This is a genomic window from Nonomuraea sp. 3-1Str, assembly GCF_031570565.1.
GTDB lineage: Bacteria > Actinomycetota > Actinomycetes > Streptosporangiales > Streptosporangiaceae > Nonomuraea.
Window position 1 is genome coordinate 43,241 of record NZ_JALHBK010000009.1, and the last position, 16,940, is coordinate 60,180.

The following is a 16,940-nucleotide window of genomic DNA, read 5'->3' on the forward strand; positions in this document are numbered from 1 at the left end:
TAGTCTACGACCGGGCCTTTGTTGAGGAGTGTTCGATTATGCGCGTTGTTGAAGCTTTCAGTGCGGCGTTCGGCGCGGAGCCCCGGACGGTCTGGCACGCGCCCGGCCGGGTCAACCTGATCGGTGAGCACACCGACTACAACGACGGCTTCGTGCTGCCCTTCGCCGTGCCGTGGGGCGTCACGGCCGCCGTCACACCGCGCGGCGACGGGACGATCCGGCTGCTGTCCCTCCAGTCGGGCGGCGAGCCCGTCACGATCGAGCGGCACGAGGACGCGCGCGGCTGGACCCGCTACGTCGTCGGCGTGCTCGCCATGCTGTCCGAACGGCTCGGTGAGCCGGTCCCGGGCGCCGACATCGCGATCGACGGCGACGTGCCGCAGGGGGCCGGGCTCAGCTCCAGCGCCGCCCTGGAGGTGGCGGTCGCCTCCGCGCTCAACGACCTGCACGGCCTCGGCATGACCCCCATGGAGCTGGCCCTGCTGTCGCAGCGGGCCGAGAACGACTTCGTCGGCATGCCGTGCGGCATCATGGACCAGGCCGCCTCGGCGCTGTGCGAGGAGGGCCAGGCGCTGTTCCTCGACTGCCGCTCGCTCGGCTCCCGGTCCATCCCGCTCGACCTGGCCTCCCACGGGCTGCGCATCCTCATCATCGACACGCAGGTCCACCACGAGCACGCGGGCGGCGAGTACGCCAAGCGCCGCGCCGAGTGCGAGTCCGCGGCCCGCAAGCTCGGCGTCCAGGCACTGCGGGACGTCACCGACCTCGCCGGCGCGCTGGAGCAGTTGCAGGGCGCCGAGCGCCAGCGCACCATGCACGTCGTCACGGAGAACCACCGGGTCGAGGCCCTGGTCGGCCTGCTGCGGGCGGGCGCCGTCACCGAGATCGGCGCGCTGCTCAACGCCTCGCACCTGTCGCTGCGCGACCAGTACGAGGTGTCGTCGCCGGAGCTGGACGTCGCGGTCGAGGCAGCCCTCCGGGGCGGGGCCCGCGGGGCGCGGATGACCGGCGGCGGGTTCGGCGGCTCGGCGATCGCCCTGGTGGCGGAGGAGCGCCTCGACGGCGTGCGGGAGAGCGTCTCGGCCGCGTACGCGGAGCGGGGCTGGCGGGCGCCGCGCTTCCTGCCCGCAGTCCCGAGCCCGGGCGCCCGCCGCCGCGCCTAGCGCTCGCCTCCTACAGGGAGGGGAAGTTCGGAGGGCGGCGTTCGAGGAAGGACGCGACGCCCTCCGCGAAGTCGGGCCGGCCGAACGAGGCGACCATCTCGGCGGTCGCCGCTTCGGCCGACTCGGCCAGTGTGACCTCCCAGTCATGCCAGACCTGCCGCTTGATCACCGCCATCGACGCCGGCGAGCAGTGCGCCGCCAGCTCCCCGGCGTACTCCTGCGCCTCGGCGAGCAGCCTGTCCGCCGGGACCGATCGGTTGACCAGCCCCATCTCGTACGCCTCGCGGCCGGTGAAGACGCGCCCCGAGAGCAGGACGTCCATGGCCCGCTGCTGCCCCATGAGCCGGGGCAGCACCCACGCCAGGCCGTACTCCGCGATCAGGCCGCGGCGCGCGAAGGCGGTGGTCCACTTGGCGTCGTCGGCGGTGAAGACGAGGTCGCAGACGAGCGCGTGGACCATCCCGAGCCCGGCGCAGGCCCCGTTGACCGCCGCGACCACCGGCTTGCCGATGGTCACCGGGAAGGTGTTGGGCCGCGGGTCCGGCTTCTCGTCGTAGCTGCCGTCCTGGATCTGGCCGAGCGCCCGGAAGTCGGCGCCCGCGCAGAACCCCTTGCCCGCGCCGGTGACCACGACGGCGCGCACGGCCGGATCCTTCGCGGCCTCCTCCAGCAGGTCGAAGTAGCGCCTCCCCATCGCGGCCGTCCACGCGTTGAGCCGGTCGGGACGGTTGAAGGTGAGGGTCAGAACGCCCTGGTCGACGGAGGAGAGCACGAGTTCGTCCATGCGCCAACCGAATCATGTTCTAGCAGGCGCGAGCAAGGCCGCCGCTCACTCGCGGCGCGTCATTTATGCCGTACGAACGCCGGGGTGAGGGACGAGTTGTCGTAGTAGCGGTGGAACACCGGCGTCGCCCCGCCCGAGATCGGCGGGACGATCCACGACCAGTCCGCCGGGCAGACCCGCCCCGCCTTCTCCTCCCGCTCCAGGTGCGTGAGGAAGCGCCGCGACTCGGTGTGGTGGTCGGTCATCGTCACCCCCTCCCGCTCGAACGAATGGAGCACCGCCACGTTCAGCTCCACCAGCGCGTGGTCGCGCCACAGGGACCGCTCGGTGGAGGTGTCCAGCCCCAGCCGCCCGGCCACCACCGGGAGCTGGTCGTAACGGTCGGCGTCGGCCAGGTTGCGGGCGCCGATCTCCGCGCCCATGTACCAGCCGTTGAACGGGGCGCACGGGTAGCAGATGCCGCCGATCTCCAGGCACAGGTCGGAGATGGCCGGCACGGCGTGCCAGCGCAGCCCCAGCTCCTCGAACCACCGGTAGTGCGGGTGGACGATCGGCACCTCCAGGACCGCGTCACCCGGCAGGCTGCACACCAGCGGCTTGCCGCGCCCGGCCTGCACCACCAGGGGCAGCACGTCGAACCGGCCGCCCGCCCCGCGCCAGCCCGACGCCGTCACCATGTCGGTGAAGCCGGCGTTACGCGGGTCGCCGACCACCCGCCCGTCGGCGTCGCGGTACCCCGCGTAGCGGATGAGCTGCTCGTTCAGCACCCGGGGCCCGGGACGGCCGGGGACGTCGGGGGCGAAGACCGTGATGGTGGGCCGGACGCGGCCGCCGTTGGCCGCCTCGCGCAGGTGCTCGACGCACTCGATCGCCACCCCCTCGGCGCTGGTGACCTGCCGCCGGTCGCGGAGCCTGAGGGAGCGCCAGTAGAGGCGGCCGATGCACCGGTTGCTGTTGCGCCAGGCCACCCTGGCGCCGAACTCCAGCTCCGCGAAGGTGTGGGCGTAGGTGCCGTGACGGGCGATGTCCGCGGCCACCTCACGCAGGCGGGCCTGGGGAGATCCCGCGGCGGGGTTCTCGGCGTGGAACATCTTGATGAAGCGCTCGGCCTCGCGGACGTCGATCGTCCGCTCGATGAGCGTCTGCACGGCGATGGAGTCGAAGGGACGGAGAGACCGGATCCAGGTACGCACGCAGAAACCAGCACTTTTCGCTCACGGAGCACCCCACCGATTCCGGGTCGGCGGCACACTCCTGCCGGCGGTGCCCTCTCCACACCGCCCACACGGCCTGTCCGCGGCTGCCGTGTCCCGCGAACCGGGGGCACGGCCACCCCATCCTGGCGGCTCACTCCCTTCTTGTCACCGCAAATGCAAGAAGGTGTGACCTTAACGCTACAAACAGTGAACCTTCATCAGGTGGGAGTCGAACGGCCGATGCCGCGGACCAGGCCCAGCTCCATGGCCACGAGGACGGCCGAGGTCCGGTCGCCCACGCCGAGCTTGCGGAAGACCCGCAACAGGTAGGTCTTGACCGTGGCCTCGCCGATGAACAGGCGGCGGCCGATCTCGGCGTTCGTCAGGCCCCGCGCGACCAGTTCCAGCACCTCCCGCTCGCGCGCGGACAGCCCGGCGCCCTCGGAGACCGCCGGAGCCCCCGCCGCGAAGTGACCGGTCGCCGCCGGATCGCCCGCCGGGGTGTTGCCCGCCGGGGCGCCCGCCAGGCGGGCCGCGACCGAGGGTGCCAGGGCCGTCCCGCCACCGGCCACGGCACGCACGGCGGCGGCCAGCTCCGCCCGCGACACGTCCTTCAGCAGGTAGCCGGCGGCGCCCGCGGCCAGCGCCCGCCCGACGTCGGCGTCACCCTCGTACGTCGTCAGCACGATGACCCGGAACTCCGGGCCCAGCCGCCGGATGGCGCTCACCCCGTCGCCGGCCGGCATGCGCAGGTCCATGAGGACGACGTCCGGCCGCAGGCGGGGCGCCACGGCCACCGCCTCGTCGCCGGACCCGGCCTCCCCGGCCACCTCGATGCCGGGCTCGGCGGCGAGCATGCCGCGCAACCCCTCCCGTACGACGGGATGATCGTCGACGATCAGGACGGTGAGCACGGCACCTCCATGGTGACCGTGGTGCCCTGCCCCGGCGCGCCGTCCACGGTCAGCGTGCCGCCGATCCCGGCCACCCGGCGGCGCATCCCCGGCACCCCGAACCCCCCGCCCAGCACCCCGGCCCTCCCCGCGTCCTGGGGTCCCTCCGCGTGTCCGTTCTCGGGGCCGGGCCGGGCGGTCGGGCGCGCCGGGTCGAGGCCGCACCCGTCGTCGCTCACCGTCAGCCGTACGCGGCCCTCTCCGTACTCCAGCGCGAGACGGACGGAACGGGCGCGGGCGTGCTTGCGGACGTTCGCCAACGCCTCCTGGGCGACGCGTAACACGACGACCTCGGCCGCGGGGGACATCGGCACAGGCGCGCCGCCGACGACCACCTCCACCGGCAGCCCGAAGCCCGCGGCCAGCCGCCGCAGCGCCTCCTCCACCGACGCGCCGCTCAGCGCGGGCGGCGCGAGCGCCGCGATGAGCGCCCGCGTCTCGGCCAGGCTCTCCTTGGCGGTCCGCACGGCCAGCTCCAGGTGCCGATCGGGGCCCGTGACCGCCTCGGCTGCCTGGAGCAGCATGATGATCCCCGCGAACCCCTGGGCCAGCGTGTCGTGGATGTCGCCGGCCAGCCGCTCACGCTCGGCCAGCACCCCGGCCTCCTGGCTCATTCTGGCCAGCTCGTCCCGGGTGCGGTCCAGCTCCTCGATGAGCCGGGCACGCTTGCGGTTCTGCGCGGACAGCCGGCCGATGGACGTGCCGAGCAGGGCGCCGGCGGGCAGCCCGACCCCGAGCGTCATGACGGCCCCCCACGGATCGGCCCCGGCGCTCGGCAGCAGCCAGGCCGCCGGGGCCGCGAACAGCCCCACCACGACCCCCACGGCCCACGCCGTCGGCAGGGACATGAACGCCATGGGCAGCAGCGCCGACAGGGCGATCGCGGAGGCGGACTCGGCCAGGCCGGCCGCGGTGAACAGCACCAGCATCGCGGCGGCGTACCAGCGGGCCTCGCGGACGTGCCGCCGCCGGTCGCGCACCGCCCTGCGCCCGGCGAGCGCGTACGCGAGCGCCAGTACGAGCAGCAGCCCGATCGCCACGAACGGCCCCGCCTGCCCGGCCGGTCCCTTGGCCGTGCCATCGGCCTGCGCGGCCACCACGACGACGGTCACCGCGAGCACGACCGCGTAGTAGGCGTCCCAGTACGGGTACGAGCGCAGCCAGACGTCCTCCGCCCGCGCGCTCGCGCGCCCCCCGCCACCCATGAAGCGCAGTTTTCCCCGATTGACGAGACATGTCCACCGATCGGTGGATACCCCACGGGCTCCGGAACGGTGATCGTGTGATGCATGAACAAGCGCGTCTACAACAGGGTCATGCTCGGCCTGTCGCTCGCCTTCGCCGCCCTGATCGCGGTTCTCGCCCTGCTCGGCTCCGAGCAGGTGGGGGTGGTCGCGGGGGTCGGCGGGGTCCTCCTGGGCCTCGGCTGGGCCTTGTACGGGGTCGTCGGCGCCGACCGGGACACGAGAACCCGCTGACCCGCACCCTTCCCCGTCACCGCCGTACGCCGGCCCCGGCCGTGGACCCGTGCCCGGAAGATGACCGCTCACAGGCCACGCCGGCCCGCGCGCCGGTCCCGGAACGACTCAGGCCCCTTCCTGGAACCAGGAAGGGGCCTGAGCTATGCGTCTCTCAAAAGCTCCCGCGATAGGACTCGAACCTATAACCTGCCGGTTAACAGCCGGCTGCTCTGCCGTTGAGCTACGCGGGATCGTGCTTCGGCGCTGATCGGGGGGCTCTTTGACCCCTTCCGTTCGGCGCAGGACTACATTAGCGCACTCCCGGAGTGCGTGTCGCATCGTCATCGGGGTAGGCCCGGAGACAGCGGAGGTGCGAAATGCGATATCGAATGACATTCGCCGTCGGTATGGCCGTCGGGTACGTGCTCGGCAGCCGGGCAGGTCGTGAACGGTACGAGCAGATCAAGAAGATGGCCCAGCGCCTGAGCGACGACCCGAGGGTCCAGGAGGCCGCGGGAGTCGTGGGCGCGCAGGTGTCGAAGGTGGCCGGTGTGGCCCGTGAGCGGGTCGGTGGCACGCTCCAGGACAAGATCCCGTTCCTGGGCGGCCACGACCACGACACGGGAACCGGCTGGCCGGACCAGAGCGGCATGGGCGAGAAGAAACCCAACGAGACCGGCATCCCCTACTGACCGGTCCGGCGGCCACCCGAGGCCGGCCCCCGGAAGATCTGCGGGCGTGTGCGGCGGCATCTCCCAAGCCGCCCGCACACGCCCGCCTCCACAAGGACAGGTCCTGGGCTTCAGACGCCCATGCTCCGTCGTACCCCCTCCAGGGCCTGCTCCGCCTGGGCCCGCAGCCCGGGGTCGGTGGGGTCGAGGCCGTCGTCGAAGACCAGCGTCCAGCCGAGCATGTCGCCCCCCGGCCTGCGCCGGGCGACCAGCCGCACGCCGCCCCGCCCCGGCAGCGAGACGTGCTTGTTGACGATGATCGTGGAGTTGACCCGCTCCCGGACGGTCTCCGGCAGCAGCCGCGGCTCGCTGATGCGCTCCTGGTGCCACCGGCCGTCGGTGGTGAGGACGCGCAGCCCCTCCTCGTTCCACGCCGCCTTGTCGACCGTCTCGTACGGCACCCGCGTCCCGTCGGACAGGAACAGCGCGAGGTCGGTCGCGACCACGTAGCCGCCGTCGGATCCGGCGAAGGTGAGCACCCGCTCCCCCGGCACGGTCGCCAGGGACTTGCGGACGTCGGAGGGCAGGCGGTGCAGCAGGCTCATGGCTCCACGTTATCGGCGAGCAGGTCGAGGGTCAGCGCGGCGCTCCACGAGAAGTCGCGGCAGCCGCGCCCGCTGCCGTCGAACGGGTCGAAGCACTCCCGGAAGCCGGCCTGCCGGACCAGGCGCAGCGTGCCGCTGGTGAGCTGGTCGCGCAGCGGCCCGAGGCCGTGCAGGGAGGCGGCGCGGCGCAGCAGCCAGTTGGTGTTCACCCAGGAGGGGCCGCGCCAGTAGCGGGTGCGGTCGAACTGGGACGCGCGGATCTCGCAGCTCGGCACCGGGTAGCCGGTCGCCCCCATGAACCGGGCCGACTGGAGCACGTCGACGAGCGCGGCGACGTGCTCGCCGGGCAGCCCGGGGTCGAGCAGCGGCCCGAACCCGCCGACCGTGCAGATCGGGATGAGCCGGCCGGCACGCAGGTCGCGGGCGTAGAAGCAGCCGTCCCAGAGGCGGTCGAGCAGGGCGCGCCGGATGCGTTCGGCCTGCTCGGCGTGCGGGGCGGGGTCGGCTCGGGCCAGCGGGGCCAGCTCGGCCAGCGCCTGGCACGAGGCGAGCCAGATGCCGTTGAACATCGGGCACTCGATGGCGAACGGGTGCTCGTCGCGCAGGTACTCGGGCCGGTAGCCGGCGTTGCGGTAGCGCAGGGCGAGCCAGACGTAGCGGTCGTGGTCGCTGTCGGGGTGCCGCTCGTCGAGGTCGACGTTGCGGTACCCGTACCGGATCTCGGGGAGGGCGGCGAGCGGCGGGTCCCAGGCCGGGCTGTCGTCCATCCCGGACTCCCAGGGGTGGACGATCGCGGCGAGCCCGGCGCCGCCGAGGTCGCGGGTGGCGGCCAGATAGGCGTGCTGCGCGACCAGCGACGGGTAGGCGCGCCGCACGAAGCCGGCGTCTCCGGTGTGCCGGTAGACGCACCACACGGCCAGCGCGTGCACCGGCGGCGCGGTGAGGCCGGAGGTCAGCACGCGGGGGGCCGACTCGTGCTCGTGCGAGCGCCAGACGGACGGCCCGGGGAAGTACGCCTCCGGGGTGTGGAAGACGATGTGCGGCACCATCCCGGTGGCCCACTGCCCGGCGAGGAGGTTGAGGAGCTCGGCGCGGGACCGTTCGGGGCGGTGGCGGGCCAGGCCGATCGCCACGAACGCGGAGTCCCAGCTCCATTGGTGGGGGTAGAGGCCGGGCGCGGGCACGGTGGCGGTCCCCGTCCAGTTCGCGTCGAGCACGGACAGCGCCTCACGCCCGAGCGCGGCGTCGTCGACCGCTGGCCGCGCATCCATTCACCCACTATGCGCCGCGCGGCGCGCGGAAGCTATGTCCTCTTCGTCCACTTTGATACAAGCATTACGCCGAAGGCGACGACGCCGATGATGAGGCCCCACTTGAGCAGGGTGAAGGCGAGGCCCAGCAGCGGGCCGATGAGCACCAGCGCGGCGAGCACGGCCGCGGCGATCAGAAGAATGCGTCCCATGCCTTTGACAATAAAAGATCCTTTAAGCGGATTGCAGGCGAGACAGGGTTCAATCAGGGTCATGTCAGGGACCTCCCCCACCCGCCGGAACCAACCCACCGCGCCTGCCGTTGAGCCGGTAAAAGCGGGGCATCGGGGACCCTCTTCACGGGGAGCATGATGGGCCTGGGACCACCCATGAGCAGGGAAGGCGCCGAGTACGCGCTGCGCGCCCGGGCGGACGAACGCGACCGCATCTCCGGGCACCTGCTCGATCTCGAATCACACACCACCTACCAGGTGCTCAAGGGCGCCCCGCTGCGCGGCCTCACCCAGCGCCGCTGGATGGCCGGCCAGGCCGCGCTGACGGCGCTGTGGACGCTGTACGACGCCTACCGGGGCGTGCTGCGCGACGCGGAGCAGATCAGGGCCTCGCGCGGGCGGCTCGGCTCCGACCAGCTCGCCGCGCTGACGGAGTTGCTGGCCGGCCGCTCGGTGGTGCTGAAGGCCGCGGTCAAGCCCGTCGAGCAGCGGTCGCTGCTGCCCGAGGTGGACGAGCGGCTCACCCTCGACGAGGCTGTCACCCGCATGGACGCCTCCTTCCAGGAGGTCACCGACGCGCTGGCGGACATCGACGCCGTCTGGTCGGCGGCGCTGCCCCGGCTGGACGCGGCCGGCGCGCTGTTACGCGAGGTGACCACGCTCCGCCGCGAGCTGGACGCGCCGGAGGGAGCCGTCCAGGCGGACACGGCACGGGCTGACACGGCACCGGCGGGCGTGGCGGAGGAGCTGGGGCGGATGCGGGCGGCCGTCCTGGAGGACCCCCTGGGCTCCCCGCCGGCCCCCCACGACCTCGACCGGATCGACCGCCTCCTCGCCGGCCACCGGGCCGACCTGGAGGAGGCGCTGCGGGCCAGACGGGAGTACGGCCGGCGGCGTGAAGACCTGGCCGCCGCGCTCGACCGGGTCCGGGCCGCGGAGAGCGAGGCCAGGCTGGCCCACGGCGCGGTGGTCGTGAAGATCGCCCTGCCGCCGCGGGCCGCGCCGACGAGCAGGGTGGACGCCCTGAGGGACGAGCTGGCCGCGCTCGACGCCTCCGCCGACGACTGGCTCGTCCGGGCCCGCCGGCTCACCGCCCTGGAGCAGGCGGCGCGGCAGGCCGCGGAGCAGGCTCGGGCCACGGCGGCGGCGATGTACGGCCTGGTCGGCCGGCGCGACGAGCTGCGCGGCCGGCTCGGCGCCTGCCAGGCCATGGCGGTGCGCCGGGGCACGGCCGAGGACCCGGAGGCGACCCGGCTCCACGAGCGGGCGCGGCTGCTGCTGTGGACCGCGCCCTGCGACCTGACGAGGGCGGCCGAGGCCGTCGACCTGTACCAGCGCGCTATCCACGGAGGTGGCCGATGAGCGGATGCCGGCAGCCCGGTTGCACGGGCACGATCGAAGACGGTTACTGCGACCTGTGCGGCCACCCCGAAACCACCGGGGCGCCCGCCACTCCCTTAGCGGGTTCTTCCGCACCCGCCGGCGGCCCGGCCGACCTCGGTGCACCGGCTCCCAGCAGGCCGCTCACGGGCCCGGTCAGCACCGGCCGCTCCCGCGGGGGCGCGCTGCCCGAGCTGGCCGACCTCCCGTCGGTCCCCTACCGGGACCCGGCCGCGGCCGTCATGGCCGACCCGGAGGTGCCGGAGGACAAGCGTTTCTGCTCCAACCCGAGCTGCGGCAAGCCGATCGGCCGCTCCCGCGACGGCCGGCCGGGACTGACCTCCGGGTTCTGCCCGCACTGCCGCCACGAGTTCTCGTTCACCCCGAAGCTGGGCAAGGGCGACCTCGTCGGCGGGCAGTACCGGGTGCTGGGCTGCCTGGCCCACGGCGGCCTCGGCTGGGTCTACCTGGCCGCCGACGAGAACCTCGACGGCCGCTGGGTGGTGCTCAAGGGCCTGCTCAACACCGCCGACGCCGAGGCGCTTGCGGCGGCCGAGGCCGAGCGGCGCTTCCTCACCACGGTCGACCACCCCAACATCGTCAAGATCTTCAACTTCCAGCGGTCGGCCGGCCTCGGCTACATCGTGATGGAGTACGTGGGCGGCCAGTCGCTGCACGAGCTGCGCCGCCAGGGCCCGCAGCCGCTGCGCGAGACCCTCATGTACGGCCGGGAGATCCTGCGCGCGTTCGCATACCTGCACGAGCAGGGCCTGGTCTACTGCGACCTGAAGCCGGCCAACGTGATCCGGGTCGGCAAGCGGCTCCGGCTCATCGACCTGGGCGCGGTCCAGCGCGCCGGCTCGCCGGCGGGCTCGTCGTGGGCCACGCTCGGCTACCACGCGCCCGAGCTGGACACGCGGCCCGCGTCGGTGGCCTCCGACCTCTACACGGTGGGGCGGACGCTGGCGGTGATGGCCATCCCGTCGTTCAGCCCGGCCAGGAACGGCGTCGAGACGCCGCTGCCCGGCAGCTTCGGCACCGAGTCGTTCATCCGGCTGCTGCGCCGGGCCACCGCCCCCGACCCGGCCGCCCGGTTCCAGAGCGCCGAGGAGATGGAGGCCCAGCTCGTCGGCGTGCTGCGCGAGGTCAGCGCCATCGCGGACGGCCGCCCGTACCCGGCGCCCTCCGCGCTGTTCGGCCCTGAGCGGGTGGCGGCCGGCGCGATGCTGTCGGCGGACGCCGCCCGGGTGTTCGACCCGCTCGACCCGCGCGCGGCGGCGACGGCGCTGCCCGTGCCGCTCGCCGACCCCGAGGACCCGGCGGCCGGCGCGCTGGCCGGCCTGGTGGGGCGCGACCCGGCCCAGCTCGTGACGCAGGTCGCCGCGATGCAGCAGACCCCGGAGACCTGGCTCACCCGGGCCCGGCTGCTCGCCGAGCAGGGCTCCGAGGGGGCCGCCCAGGCCCTCGACGACGCCGAGCGGGCGCTGCCCGGCGACTGGCGGGTCACCTGGTACCGCGGGGTGCTGGAGCTCGCGCTCGGGCGGGCCGAGCGGGCCGTGCCACTCTTCGACGCGTGCTTCTCGGCGCTGCCGGGCGAGTGCGCGCCCAAGCTCGCCGTCGCCTTCGCCGTGGAGTGCTCGGGCCAGGACGCCGCCCCCTGGTACGACAGCGTGTGGCGGACCGACCGCGCGTACGTGAGCGCGGCCTTCGGGCTGGCCCGGGCCGGCCGGGTGCGGGTGCTGGACGAGGTGCCGGCCACCTCCTCCCATCGGGTGGCCGCACAGCTCGCCCTGGTGGCGTCGGTCGCCCGCGCCGACCAGCCCGAGACGCTGCGCCCCGAGGAGCTGGCGGCGGCGGCCGACCGGCTGGACGACCTGACCGACCTCGACCCGCGCCGCCGCGAGTCGATGGCCGCCGAGCTGCTGCAGGCCGCCCTGGCGTGGCTGCACGCCTCGGGCGCGCCACCGGCCGCCGCGACAGGGGCGGGGGCGAGCGGCGGTCCGGGCGAGCTCACCGTGGCGGGCGCGCCGTTCACCGAGCGGGGCCTGCGCCAACGGCTGGAGGGCATCTTCCGCAGACTGGCCGTCGCGGCCGACACCCGGCAGGAACGGCACGACCTCATCGACCGCGCCAACGCCGTACGCCCCCGGACGTGGCTGTGAAGTGCCCCGTCTGCGAGGCCGCCGTGCAGGCCGACCACTCCTTCTGCGAGGCGTGCGGCCACGCGCTCGACGCCCCCGCCTGCGCCGCGTGCGGGGCGCAGGCGGTCGACGCCGAGGGCTACTGCGAGCGGTGCGGGCTGCGCCAGCCGACCGGCAGGGACGAGGCGGAGCTCACGCTCCCCGGCGGCGCGGCGGCGGTGACCCACAAGGGGCTGCGCCGCGCGCGCAACGAGGACGCGATGGCGCTGCTGGAGGCCGGCGACGTCACCGTGGCGGTGGTGTGCGACGGCGTGGGCAGCTCACCGCGCGCCGACGAGGCGTCGGCGCTGGCGGTGGAGACGGCGGCCACGGCCCTGGCGCGCGGGGTGAGCTCGGCGGAGGCGTTCGAGCTGGCGGGCCGGGCGGTGGCCAAGCTGGCGTCCTCCGTCGACGACGCCCCGGCCTGCACGTACGTCTCCGCGGTCGTGTCCGGCGGCCGGGCGACGCTCGCCTGGGCGGGCGACACGCGCGCCTACTGGCTCCCGTACGACTCCGCCGGGCCGGTGGCCGGAGTACGGCTGACCGACGACCACGCGATCTCCACGGGCGAGATCACCGCGTGGCTCGGGGCCGACGCCGGTGACTGGAAGGCGAGCACCCGCGTCCTCGAACCGCCCGGCCCCGGGCTGCTGCTGATCTGCAGCGACGGCCTGTGGCGCTACCTCGGCGGCTACGCCTTCCCCGGCGCCGCCGCACCCCTCGACCTGGCCCGCGAGCTGCTGCGCCACGCGCTGAGCTCCGGAGGCCACGACAACGTGACCATCGTCCTGATCCCCGTAGGAGGACAGCATGGGTGACCAGCCCGCCTTCACGCTCCAGATCGACCAGAACAAGTACCTGCCGCTCGACGGGCGTGAGGTCCACGCCATCCTCACCGTCTCCTCCACCGGCTCGGTCACGACGACGACGTCCGTGCCGGCCGAGGCCGCGGAAGTGATCATCGTGGACACGTCCGGCTCCATGAGCGGGGGCAAGATCCGCGAGGCGCGGCAGGCGGCCGCCACCGCCGTCCAGTCGCTACGCGACGGCGTGAACTTCGCGGTGGTCGCCGGCACCGACTCGGCCCGCGTGGTCTACCCGCGCGGCCGCACGCTGGTGCGGGCCACGCGCGCCACCCGGGCCGAGGCGCAGGCCGCCATCGGCAAGCTGTCGGCCAACGGCGGCACCTCCATCGGCGAGTGGCTGCTGCTGGCCCGCGACCTGCTGATGCAGCACCCCGACGCGATCAGGCACGCCCTGCTGATGACCGACGGGCAGAACAACGAGACGAGCGACGCCTTCGCCCGCGCCCTGTCGGCCTGCTCGGGCGCGTTCGTGTGCGACAGCCTGGGCGTGGGCTCCGACTGGGTGCCGGCCGAGCTGCGCAAGGTGGCCGACGCGCTGCTCGGCACGTTCGACTTCGTCAGGAACCAGGGCGACCTGTCGGCCTTCTTCGGCCGGATCACCCAGGAGTCGATGAGCAAGACCGTGGCCGAGCTGGCGTTCCGGGTGTGGGTGCCGCAGACCGCGACGCTCAAGTTCGTCAAGCAGGTCTCCCCCACGCTGCTCGACCTGACCGGCAAGCGCACCGACGTCAACCCGCTGACCGGTGACTACCCCACCGGCGCCTGGGGCGCGGAGGAGCGCGAGTACCACCTGTGCGTCGAGGTGCCGCCCGGCCAGATCGGCACCGAGATCCGCGCGGGCTGGGTCAAGCTGCTGCGCCCCGACACCCAGGAGGTGCTGGCCAGCGGCAACGTGCTCGCCCAGTGGACCGACGACCTGGCCCAGTCCACCCGCATCAACGGGAAGGTCGCCCACTACACCGGCCAGGCGGAGCTGCACGAGCTGATCCAGGAGGGGCTGAGCGCGCGGGCCGCGGGCGACGTGGACGTCGCGACGGCCCGCCTGGCCAAGGCCCGGCAGATCGCGTCCGAGTCGGGCCGCGCCGACACGGCGCGGCTGCTCGACAAGGTCGTCGAGGTGAACCCGCACGACGGCACCGCCCGGCTGCGCCGCAACGTGGACAAGGCCGACGAGATCGAGCTCGACACCGGCTCGGTCCGCACGAGCAGGCTGCGGCAGGGCGGGGAGGGCTCCTGATGGCCACCTGCCCGCAGGGTCACGCTTCGGGCGCCGACGACTACTGCGACATCTGCGGGGCCCAGATGGCCGTCTCCCCCGGCGCCGCCGGCATCCCCGCGCCCGCGGCCCACCCGGCCGCGCCCGCGCAGGGACCGGTGGAGGAGTGCCCGGTGTGCCGGACGCCGCGCGCCGGCCAGTACTGCGAGGTGTGCGGCCACGACTACTCCGGCAGCGCGCCGCCCCGCGTCCAGGTCGTCGGGGCCCGCTGGGAGGCGGTCACGGGCGCCGACCTCGCCTACTACGAGGAGGTCGTCGCCCAGGGCGGGCCGGACGCCCACGCCGTCGCCTTCCCGCCGTACTGCCCGGAGCGTTCCTTCCCGCTCGCCGGCGACCAGGTCCGCATCGGGCGCGGCAGCAGGACCCGCCCCGCCAGGCCCGAGATCGACCTGACCGGGCCGCCCGAGGACCCGGGGGTCTCCCACCTGCACGCCGTGCTGCTCGCGCAGCAGGACGGGTCGTGGATGCTCGTCGACCCCGGCTCCGCCAACGGCACGCGGATCAACGGCAAGCCCGTCGCCGTCAACGTGCCCGTCCCCGTGGGGGCGGGCGACCGCATCCACGTGGGCGCGTGGACGGTCATCACCATCAGGGAGGGAACGCCGTGACCACCGTCCAGGCGCCGCCACCGTCACCCTTACCGCCGCCGTCCGCCCCGCCCGCCCCCGTCACCCCCGCCCAGGTCCCGGCCGTCCCGTCGCCGGGCCGGCCGGCGACGCGCCGCAGCGTGCCCCGCCGGATCCGGGTCATCACCGGCGTCACCGTCGCCGCCCTGGCGCTGATGTTCGGGTCGCTGGCGATCGGCAGCGCCGCCGCCCGCGACGGGCTGCGCGTCATCGGGCGCGACGCCGGCCCCCAGGTCCTCGCCACCGCCGGCCTGTACTTCGGGCTCAGCGACATGGACGCGCAGATCGCCGACGCGCTGCTCATGGGCCAGGAGTACGGCAAGGAGCGTCAGCAGGCGCTCGCCCGCTACGACCAGCGCCGCTCCGAGGCCAACGACGCGCTGATGAAGGCGTTCGAGCTGTCCGGCGACGACCCGGCCGAGCGGAAGACCGTCCAGTCGGTGCTCGACGGGCTCGGCCGCTACGAGCGGCTGGTCGGCCAGGCGCTGCTGCTCGACTCCCAGGCCCGCCACCCGGCCGGGGCCCCGTCGGACAAGGTGGTCGCGGTCTACCGGCAGGCCACCGACCTGATGCGGCTCGTCCTGCTCCCCCAGGCGTACAACCTGACCCTGGAGAGCGGCACGATCGTGCGCCGCACGTACGACGAGAAGAGCGTCACCGTGCCGGCGCTGCGCGGCGTGGTGATCGTGACCGGGCTGGTGGCGCTGGCCTGCCTGGTGTGGCTCCAGGTGTACCTGGCGCGGCGCTTCCGACGGGTGTTCGGGCTCGCGCTGCTGGCCGCCACCCTGGTGACGGCCCTCGCGCTGGTGGCCGGGGCGAGCGTGCTCGCCCAGGACGAGCGGGACCTGCGGGCCGCCAAGAGCCAGGGGTTCGACCCGGTGCTCAACGTCGCCAGGGCCCGCGCGATCAGCAACAGCATGCAGGGCGACCAGAGCCGCTACGTGCTGGACAAGGTCCGGGCCGACACCTACGAGCACACCTACCTCGACAAGGCCATGACCGTGTTCTACCTGCCGGCCGGCAACCTCGACGCCTACCACGCCAAGGTGGCCGGCACCGGCGGCGGCTACCTCGGCCTCATGGGCAACCGCCTCGACGGCCCCGACGGCGAGCGGGCGCTGGCCGCCTACCAGGCGTTCCAGCGGGCCGACACCGGCTTCCGGTCCCTCGCCGCCTCAGGACGGGCCGACGCGGCCGTCGCCGCCCGGCTCGGCCCGGTCCGGCAGGCGTTCGACGCCTACGACGACGCGCTGGTGACGCTGTCACGCGGTCACGAGCTGGCCTTCGACCGGAAGATCGGCGACGGCGAGCAGGCACTGGACGACCTGTGGAGGCTCGCCCCGTTCGCGATCGGAGGCATCGCGCTGCTGGTGCTGGCGGGCGTCTGGCCCCGGCTGAAGGAGTACCGATGAAGCGGATCTTCCCGCGCCCGGCCGTGCTCAGGGCCGGGCTGGCGGCCGTCCTGCTGGCCGCGACCGGCCTGCTCGCCGGCGGCTGCGCGGCGGCCGAGCACACGTCGGTCCTCGACGCGGACACGATCGTCATCGGGGTGCGCCCCGACCTGCCCTCCGTCGGCTACCGCAAGCCCGACGGCACGTTCGAGGGCTTCGACATCGACGTGGCCCGCTACATCGCCGGCAAGCTCGGCAAGCGCGTGGACTTCGAGCCCGTGCTCGCCGCCGACCGCGAGAAGGCGATCACCTCCGGCAAGGCCGACCTCGTGCTGGCCACGTACACGATCAGCATGGACCGCAAGCAGAAGGTGCTGTTCGCCGGGCCGTACCACATCTCCTACCAGGACATCCTGGTCCGGGGCGACGACGGCGGCATCCGCAACGTCCGCGACCTCAAGGGGCGGCGCATCTGCGAGGTCAAGGGCTCGAACGCCGCCCAGCGGGTGGTGGAGGAGCGCAAGGTCGCGGCGCAGGTCGTGCCGTTCCCCGACTACGCGGCGTGCCTGGCGGCGCTCAAGCAGAACCGCGTGGACGCCATCACCACCAACGACATCATCCTGGCCGGTCTGGCCATCAAGGACGGCTCCGGCCTGCGGCTGGCCAACGCCCAGTTCAACGAGCAGCGGACCGGCGTGGGCATGCGCAAGAGCGACGTCGAGGGCTGCGAGGCGGTCAACCGGGCCATCACCACCATGTACCAGGACGGGACGGCCTCGCGGCTGCTGCACGACTGGTTCGGGCGGGCCGGCCTCGACCTGTCCACGCCGGCGGTCCCCCAGTTCGAGGGCTGCTCGTAGACCCGGCCCGCGTACGAGGGGCCCGGGGGTGAACCCCCGGGCCCCT

General features: G+C 73.9%; 17 protein-coding genes and 1 tRNA gene. 10 read left to right on the forward strand and 8 right to left on the reverse strand.

What is annotated here, in order from left to right:
* The first annotated feature begins 38 nt into the window (after positions 1-38).
* Positions 39-1,163 (forward strand): galactokinase, encoded by a 1,125-nt coding sequence (gene galK / locus MTP10_RS16500; RefSeq protein WP_310710286.1) that lies wholly within the window; start codon positions 39-41, stop codon positions 1,161-1,163.
* A gap of 10 nt (positions 1,164-1,173) precedes the next feature.
* On the opposite strand, the gene MTP10_RS16505 is transcribed toward galK, so the two are convergent.
* The 4 genes from MTP10_RS16505 to MTP10_RS16520 form a co-directional block, all read right to left on the reverse strand.
* Positions 1,174-1,947 carry an enoyl-CoA hydratase-related protein gene (locus tag MTP10_RS16505; protein ID WP_310710288.1) on the reverse strand — a complete coding sequence of 258 codons (774 nt, stop codon included), beginning with the start codon at positions 1,945-1,947 and terminating at the stop codon, positions 1,174-1,176.
* 59 nt (positions 1,948-2,006) lie between these two features.
* A complete protein-coding gene (locus tag MTP10_RS16510) occupies positions 2,007-3,140 on the reverse strand; it encodes a nitric oxide synthase oxygenase (RefSeq protein ID WP_310710290.1) in 1,134 nt (377 codons plus the stop codon).
* A 221-nt stretch (positions 3,141-3,361) separates the two neighbouring features.
* A complete protein-coding gene (locus MTP10_RS16515) occupies positions 3,362-4,057 on the reverse strand; it encodes a response regulator transcription factor (protein WP_310710292.1) in 696 nt (231 codons plus the stop codon).
* Positions 4,042-5,301 carry a sensor histidine kinase gene (locus MTP10_RS16520; RefSeq protein WP_310710293.1) on the reverse strand — a complete coding sequence of 420 codons (1,260 nt, stop codon included), beginning with the start codon at positions 5,299-5,301 and terminating at the stop codon, positions 4,042-4,044. The genes MTP10_RS16515 and MTP10_RS16520 overlap by 16 nt, the downstream gene beginning before the upstream one ends.
* A gap of 84 nt (positions 5,302-5,385) precedes the next feature.
* On the opposite strand from MTP10_RS16520, the gene MTP10_RS16525 reads away from it, so the two are divergent.
* Positions 5,386-5,574, forward strand: coding sequence for a hypothetical protein (locus tag MTP10_RS16525; protein WP_310710295.1), 189 nt, complete (start codon positions 5,386-5,388; stop codon positions 5,572-5,574).
* 161 nt (positions 5,575-5,735) lie between these two features.
* Here the strand turns inward: MTP10_RS16525 and MTP10_RS16530 are convergent.
* Positions 5,736-5,807, reverse strand: a tRNA-Asn gene (locus MTP10_RS16530).
* A gap of 138 nt (positions 5,808-5,945) precedes the next feature.
* Here MTP10_RS16530 and MTP10_RS16535 point away from each other — a divergent pair.
* Positions 5,946-6,248 (forward strand): YtxH domain-containing protein, encoded by a 303-nt coding sequence (locus MTP10_RS16535; RefSeq protein ID WP_397334467.1) that lies wholly within the window; start codon positions 5,946-5,948, stop codon positions 6,246-6,248.
* 110 nt (positions 6,249-6,358) lie between these two features.
* Here MTP10_RS16535 and MTP10_RS16540 read toward each other — a convergent pair whose 3' ends face one another.
* From MTP10_RS16540 to MTP10_RS16550, 3 genes are read right to left on the reverse strand one after another with little or no spacing between them, the layout of a single operon-like run.
* Positions 6,359-6,832 (reverse strand): hypothetical protein, encoded by a 474-nt coding sequence (locus MTP10_RS16540; protein WP_310710298.1) that lies wholly within the window; start codon positions 6,830-6,832, stop codon positions 6,359-6,361.
* Complete coding sequence (locus MTP10_RS16545) at positions 6,829-8,103, reverse strand: MGH1-like glycoside hydrolase domain-containing protein (RefSeq protein ID WP_310710300.1); 1,275 nt, start codon at positions 8,101-8,103, stop codon at positions 6,829-6,831. Before MTP10_RS16545 ends, MTP10_RS16540 begins: the two co-directional genes overlap by 4 nt.
* 32 nt (positions 8,104-8,135) lie before the next feature.
* Positions 8,136-8,294: a hypothetical protein gene (locus MTP10_RS16550; protein ID WP_310710302.1), complete on the reverse strand. Its 159-nt coding sequence runs from the start codon at positions 8,292-8,294 to the stop codon at positions 8,136-8,138.
* A 177-nt stretch (positions 8,295-8,471) separates the two neighbouring features.
* Here MTP10_RS16550 and MTP10_RS16555 point away from each other — a divergent pair, with 177 nt between their 5' ends.
* The 7 genes from MTP10_RS16555 to MTP10_RS16585 are packed head-to-tail and all read left to right on the forward strand — an operon-like array spanning position 8,472 to position 16,894.
* Positions 8,472-9,677, forward strand: coding sequence for a hypothetical protein (locus tag MTP10_RS16555; RefSeq protein WP_310710303.1), 1,206 nt, complete (start codon positions 8,472-8,474; stop codon positions 9,675-9,677).
* Positions 9,674-11,857: a tetratricopeptide repeat protein gene (locus MTP10_RS16560; RefSeq protein ID WP_310710305.1), complete on the forward strand. Its 2,184-nt coding sequence runs from the start codon at positions 9,674-9,676 to the stop codon at positions 11,855-11,857. Before MTP10_RS16555 ends, MTP10_RS16560 begins: the two co-directional genes overlap by 4 nt.
* Positions 11,848-12,693, forward strand: a complete 846-nt coding sequence (locus tag MTP10_RS16565) for a protein phosphatase 2C domain-containing protein (RefSeq protein ID WP_310710307.1) — start codon at positions 11,848-11,850, stop codon at positions 12,691-12,693. The genes MTP10_RS16560 and MTP10_RS16565 overlap by 10 nt, the downstream gene beginning before the upstream one ends.
* Complete coding sequence (locus MTP10_RS16570; RefSeq protein WP_310710309.1) at positions 12,686-13,978, forward strand: VWA domain-containing protein; 1,293 nt, start codon at positions 12,686-12,688, stop codon at positions 13,976-13,978. The genes MTP10_RS16565 and MTP10_RS16570 overlap by 8 nt, the downstream gene beginning before the upstream one ends.
* Entirely contained in the window at positions 13,978-14,625 is a 648-nt protein-coding gene (locus MTP10_RS16575) for an FHA domain-containing protein (RefSeq protein WP_310710310.1), read from the forward strand. Before MTP10_RS16570 ends, MTP10_RS16575 begins: the two co-directional genes overlap by 1 nt.
* Positions 14,622-16,055, forward strand: coding sequence for a hypothetical protein (locus MTP10_RS16580; RefSeq protein ID WP_310710312.1), 1,434 nt, complete (start codon positions 14,622-14,624; stop codon positions 16,053-16,055). The genes MTP10_RS16575 and MTP10_RS16580 overlap by 4 nt, the downstream gene beginning before the upstream one ends.
* Positions 16,052-16,894, forward strand: coding sequence for a glutamate ABC transporter substrate-binding protein (locus MTP10_RS16585; protein ID WP_310710314.1), 843 nt, complete (start codon positions 16,052-16,054; stop codon positions 16,892-16,894). The genes MTP10_RS16580 and MTP10_RS16585 overlap by 4 nt, the downstream gene beginning before the upstream one ends.
* The last annotated feature ends 46 nt before the right edge of the window (positions 16,895-16,940 follow it).

Bases quoted from the DNA above. Each gene is read 5' to 3' on its own strand.
- MTP10_RS16570 (WP_310710309.1), top strand. From the start codon at position 12,686: ATGGGTGACCAGCCCGCCTTCACGCTCCAGATCGACCAGAACAAGTAC.
- MTP10_RS16560 (WP_310710305.1), top strand. From the start codon at position 9,674: ATGAGCGGATGCCGGCAGCCCGGTTGCACGGGCACGATCGAAGACGGT.
- MTP10_RS16555 (WP_310710303.1), top strand. From the start codon at position 8,472: ATGAGCAGGGAAGGCGCCGAGTACGCGCTGCGCGCCCGGGCGGACGAA.
- MTP10_RS16540 (WP_310710298.1), bottom strand. From the start codon at position 6,832: ATGAGCCTGCTGCACCGCCTGCCCTCCGACGTCCGCAAGTCCCTGGCG.
- MTP10_RS16525 (WP_310710295.1), top strand. From the start codon at position 5,386: ATGAACAAGCGCGTCTACAACAGGGTCATGCTCGGCCTGTCGCTCGCC.
- MTP10_RS16575 (WP_310710310.1), top strand. From the start codon at position 13,978: ATGGCCACCTGCCCGCAGGGTCACGCTTCGGGCGCCGACGACTACTGC.
- MTP10_RS16535 (WP_397334467.1), top strand. From the start codon at position 5,946: ATGACATTCGCCGTCGGTATGGCCGTCGGGTACGTGCTCGGCAGCCGG.
- MTP10_RS16520 (WP_310710293.1), bottom strand. From the start codon at position 5,301: ATGGGTGGCGGGGGGCGCGCGAGCGCGCGGGCGGAGGACGTCTGGCTG.
- MTP10_RS16585 (WP_310710314.1), top strand. From the start codon at position 16,052: ATGAAGCGGATCTTCCCGCGCCCGGCCGTGCTCAGGGCCGGGCTGGCG.
- MTP10_RS16505 (WP_310710288.1), bottom strand. From the start codon at position 1,947: ATGGACGAACTCGTGCTCTCCTCCGTCGACCAGGGCGTTCTGACCCTC.
- galK (WP_310710286.1), top strand. From the start codon at position 39: ATGCGCGTTGTTGAAGCTTTCAGTGCGGCGTTCGGCGCGGAGCCCCGG.
- MTP10_RS16545 (WP_310710300.1), bottom strand. From the start codon at position 8,103: ATGGATGCGCGGCCAGCGGTCGACGACGCCGCGCTCGGGCGTGAGGCG.
- MTP10_RS16550 (WP_310710302.1), bottom strand. From the start codon at position 8,294: ATGGGACGCATTCTTCTGATCGCCGCGGCCGTGCTCGCCGCGCTGGTG.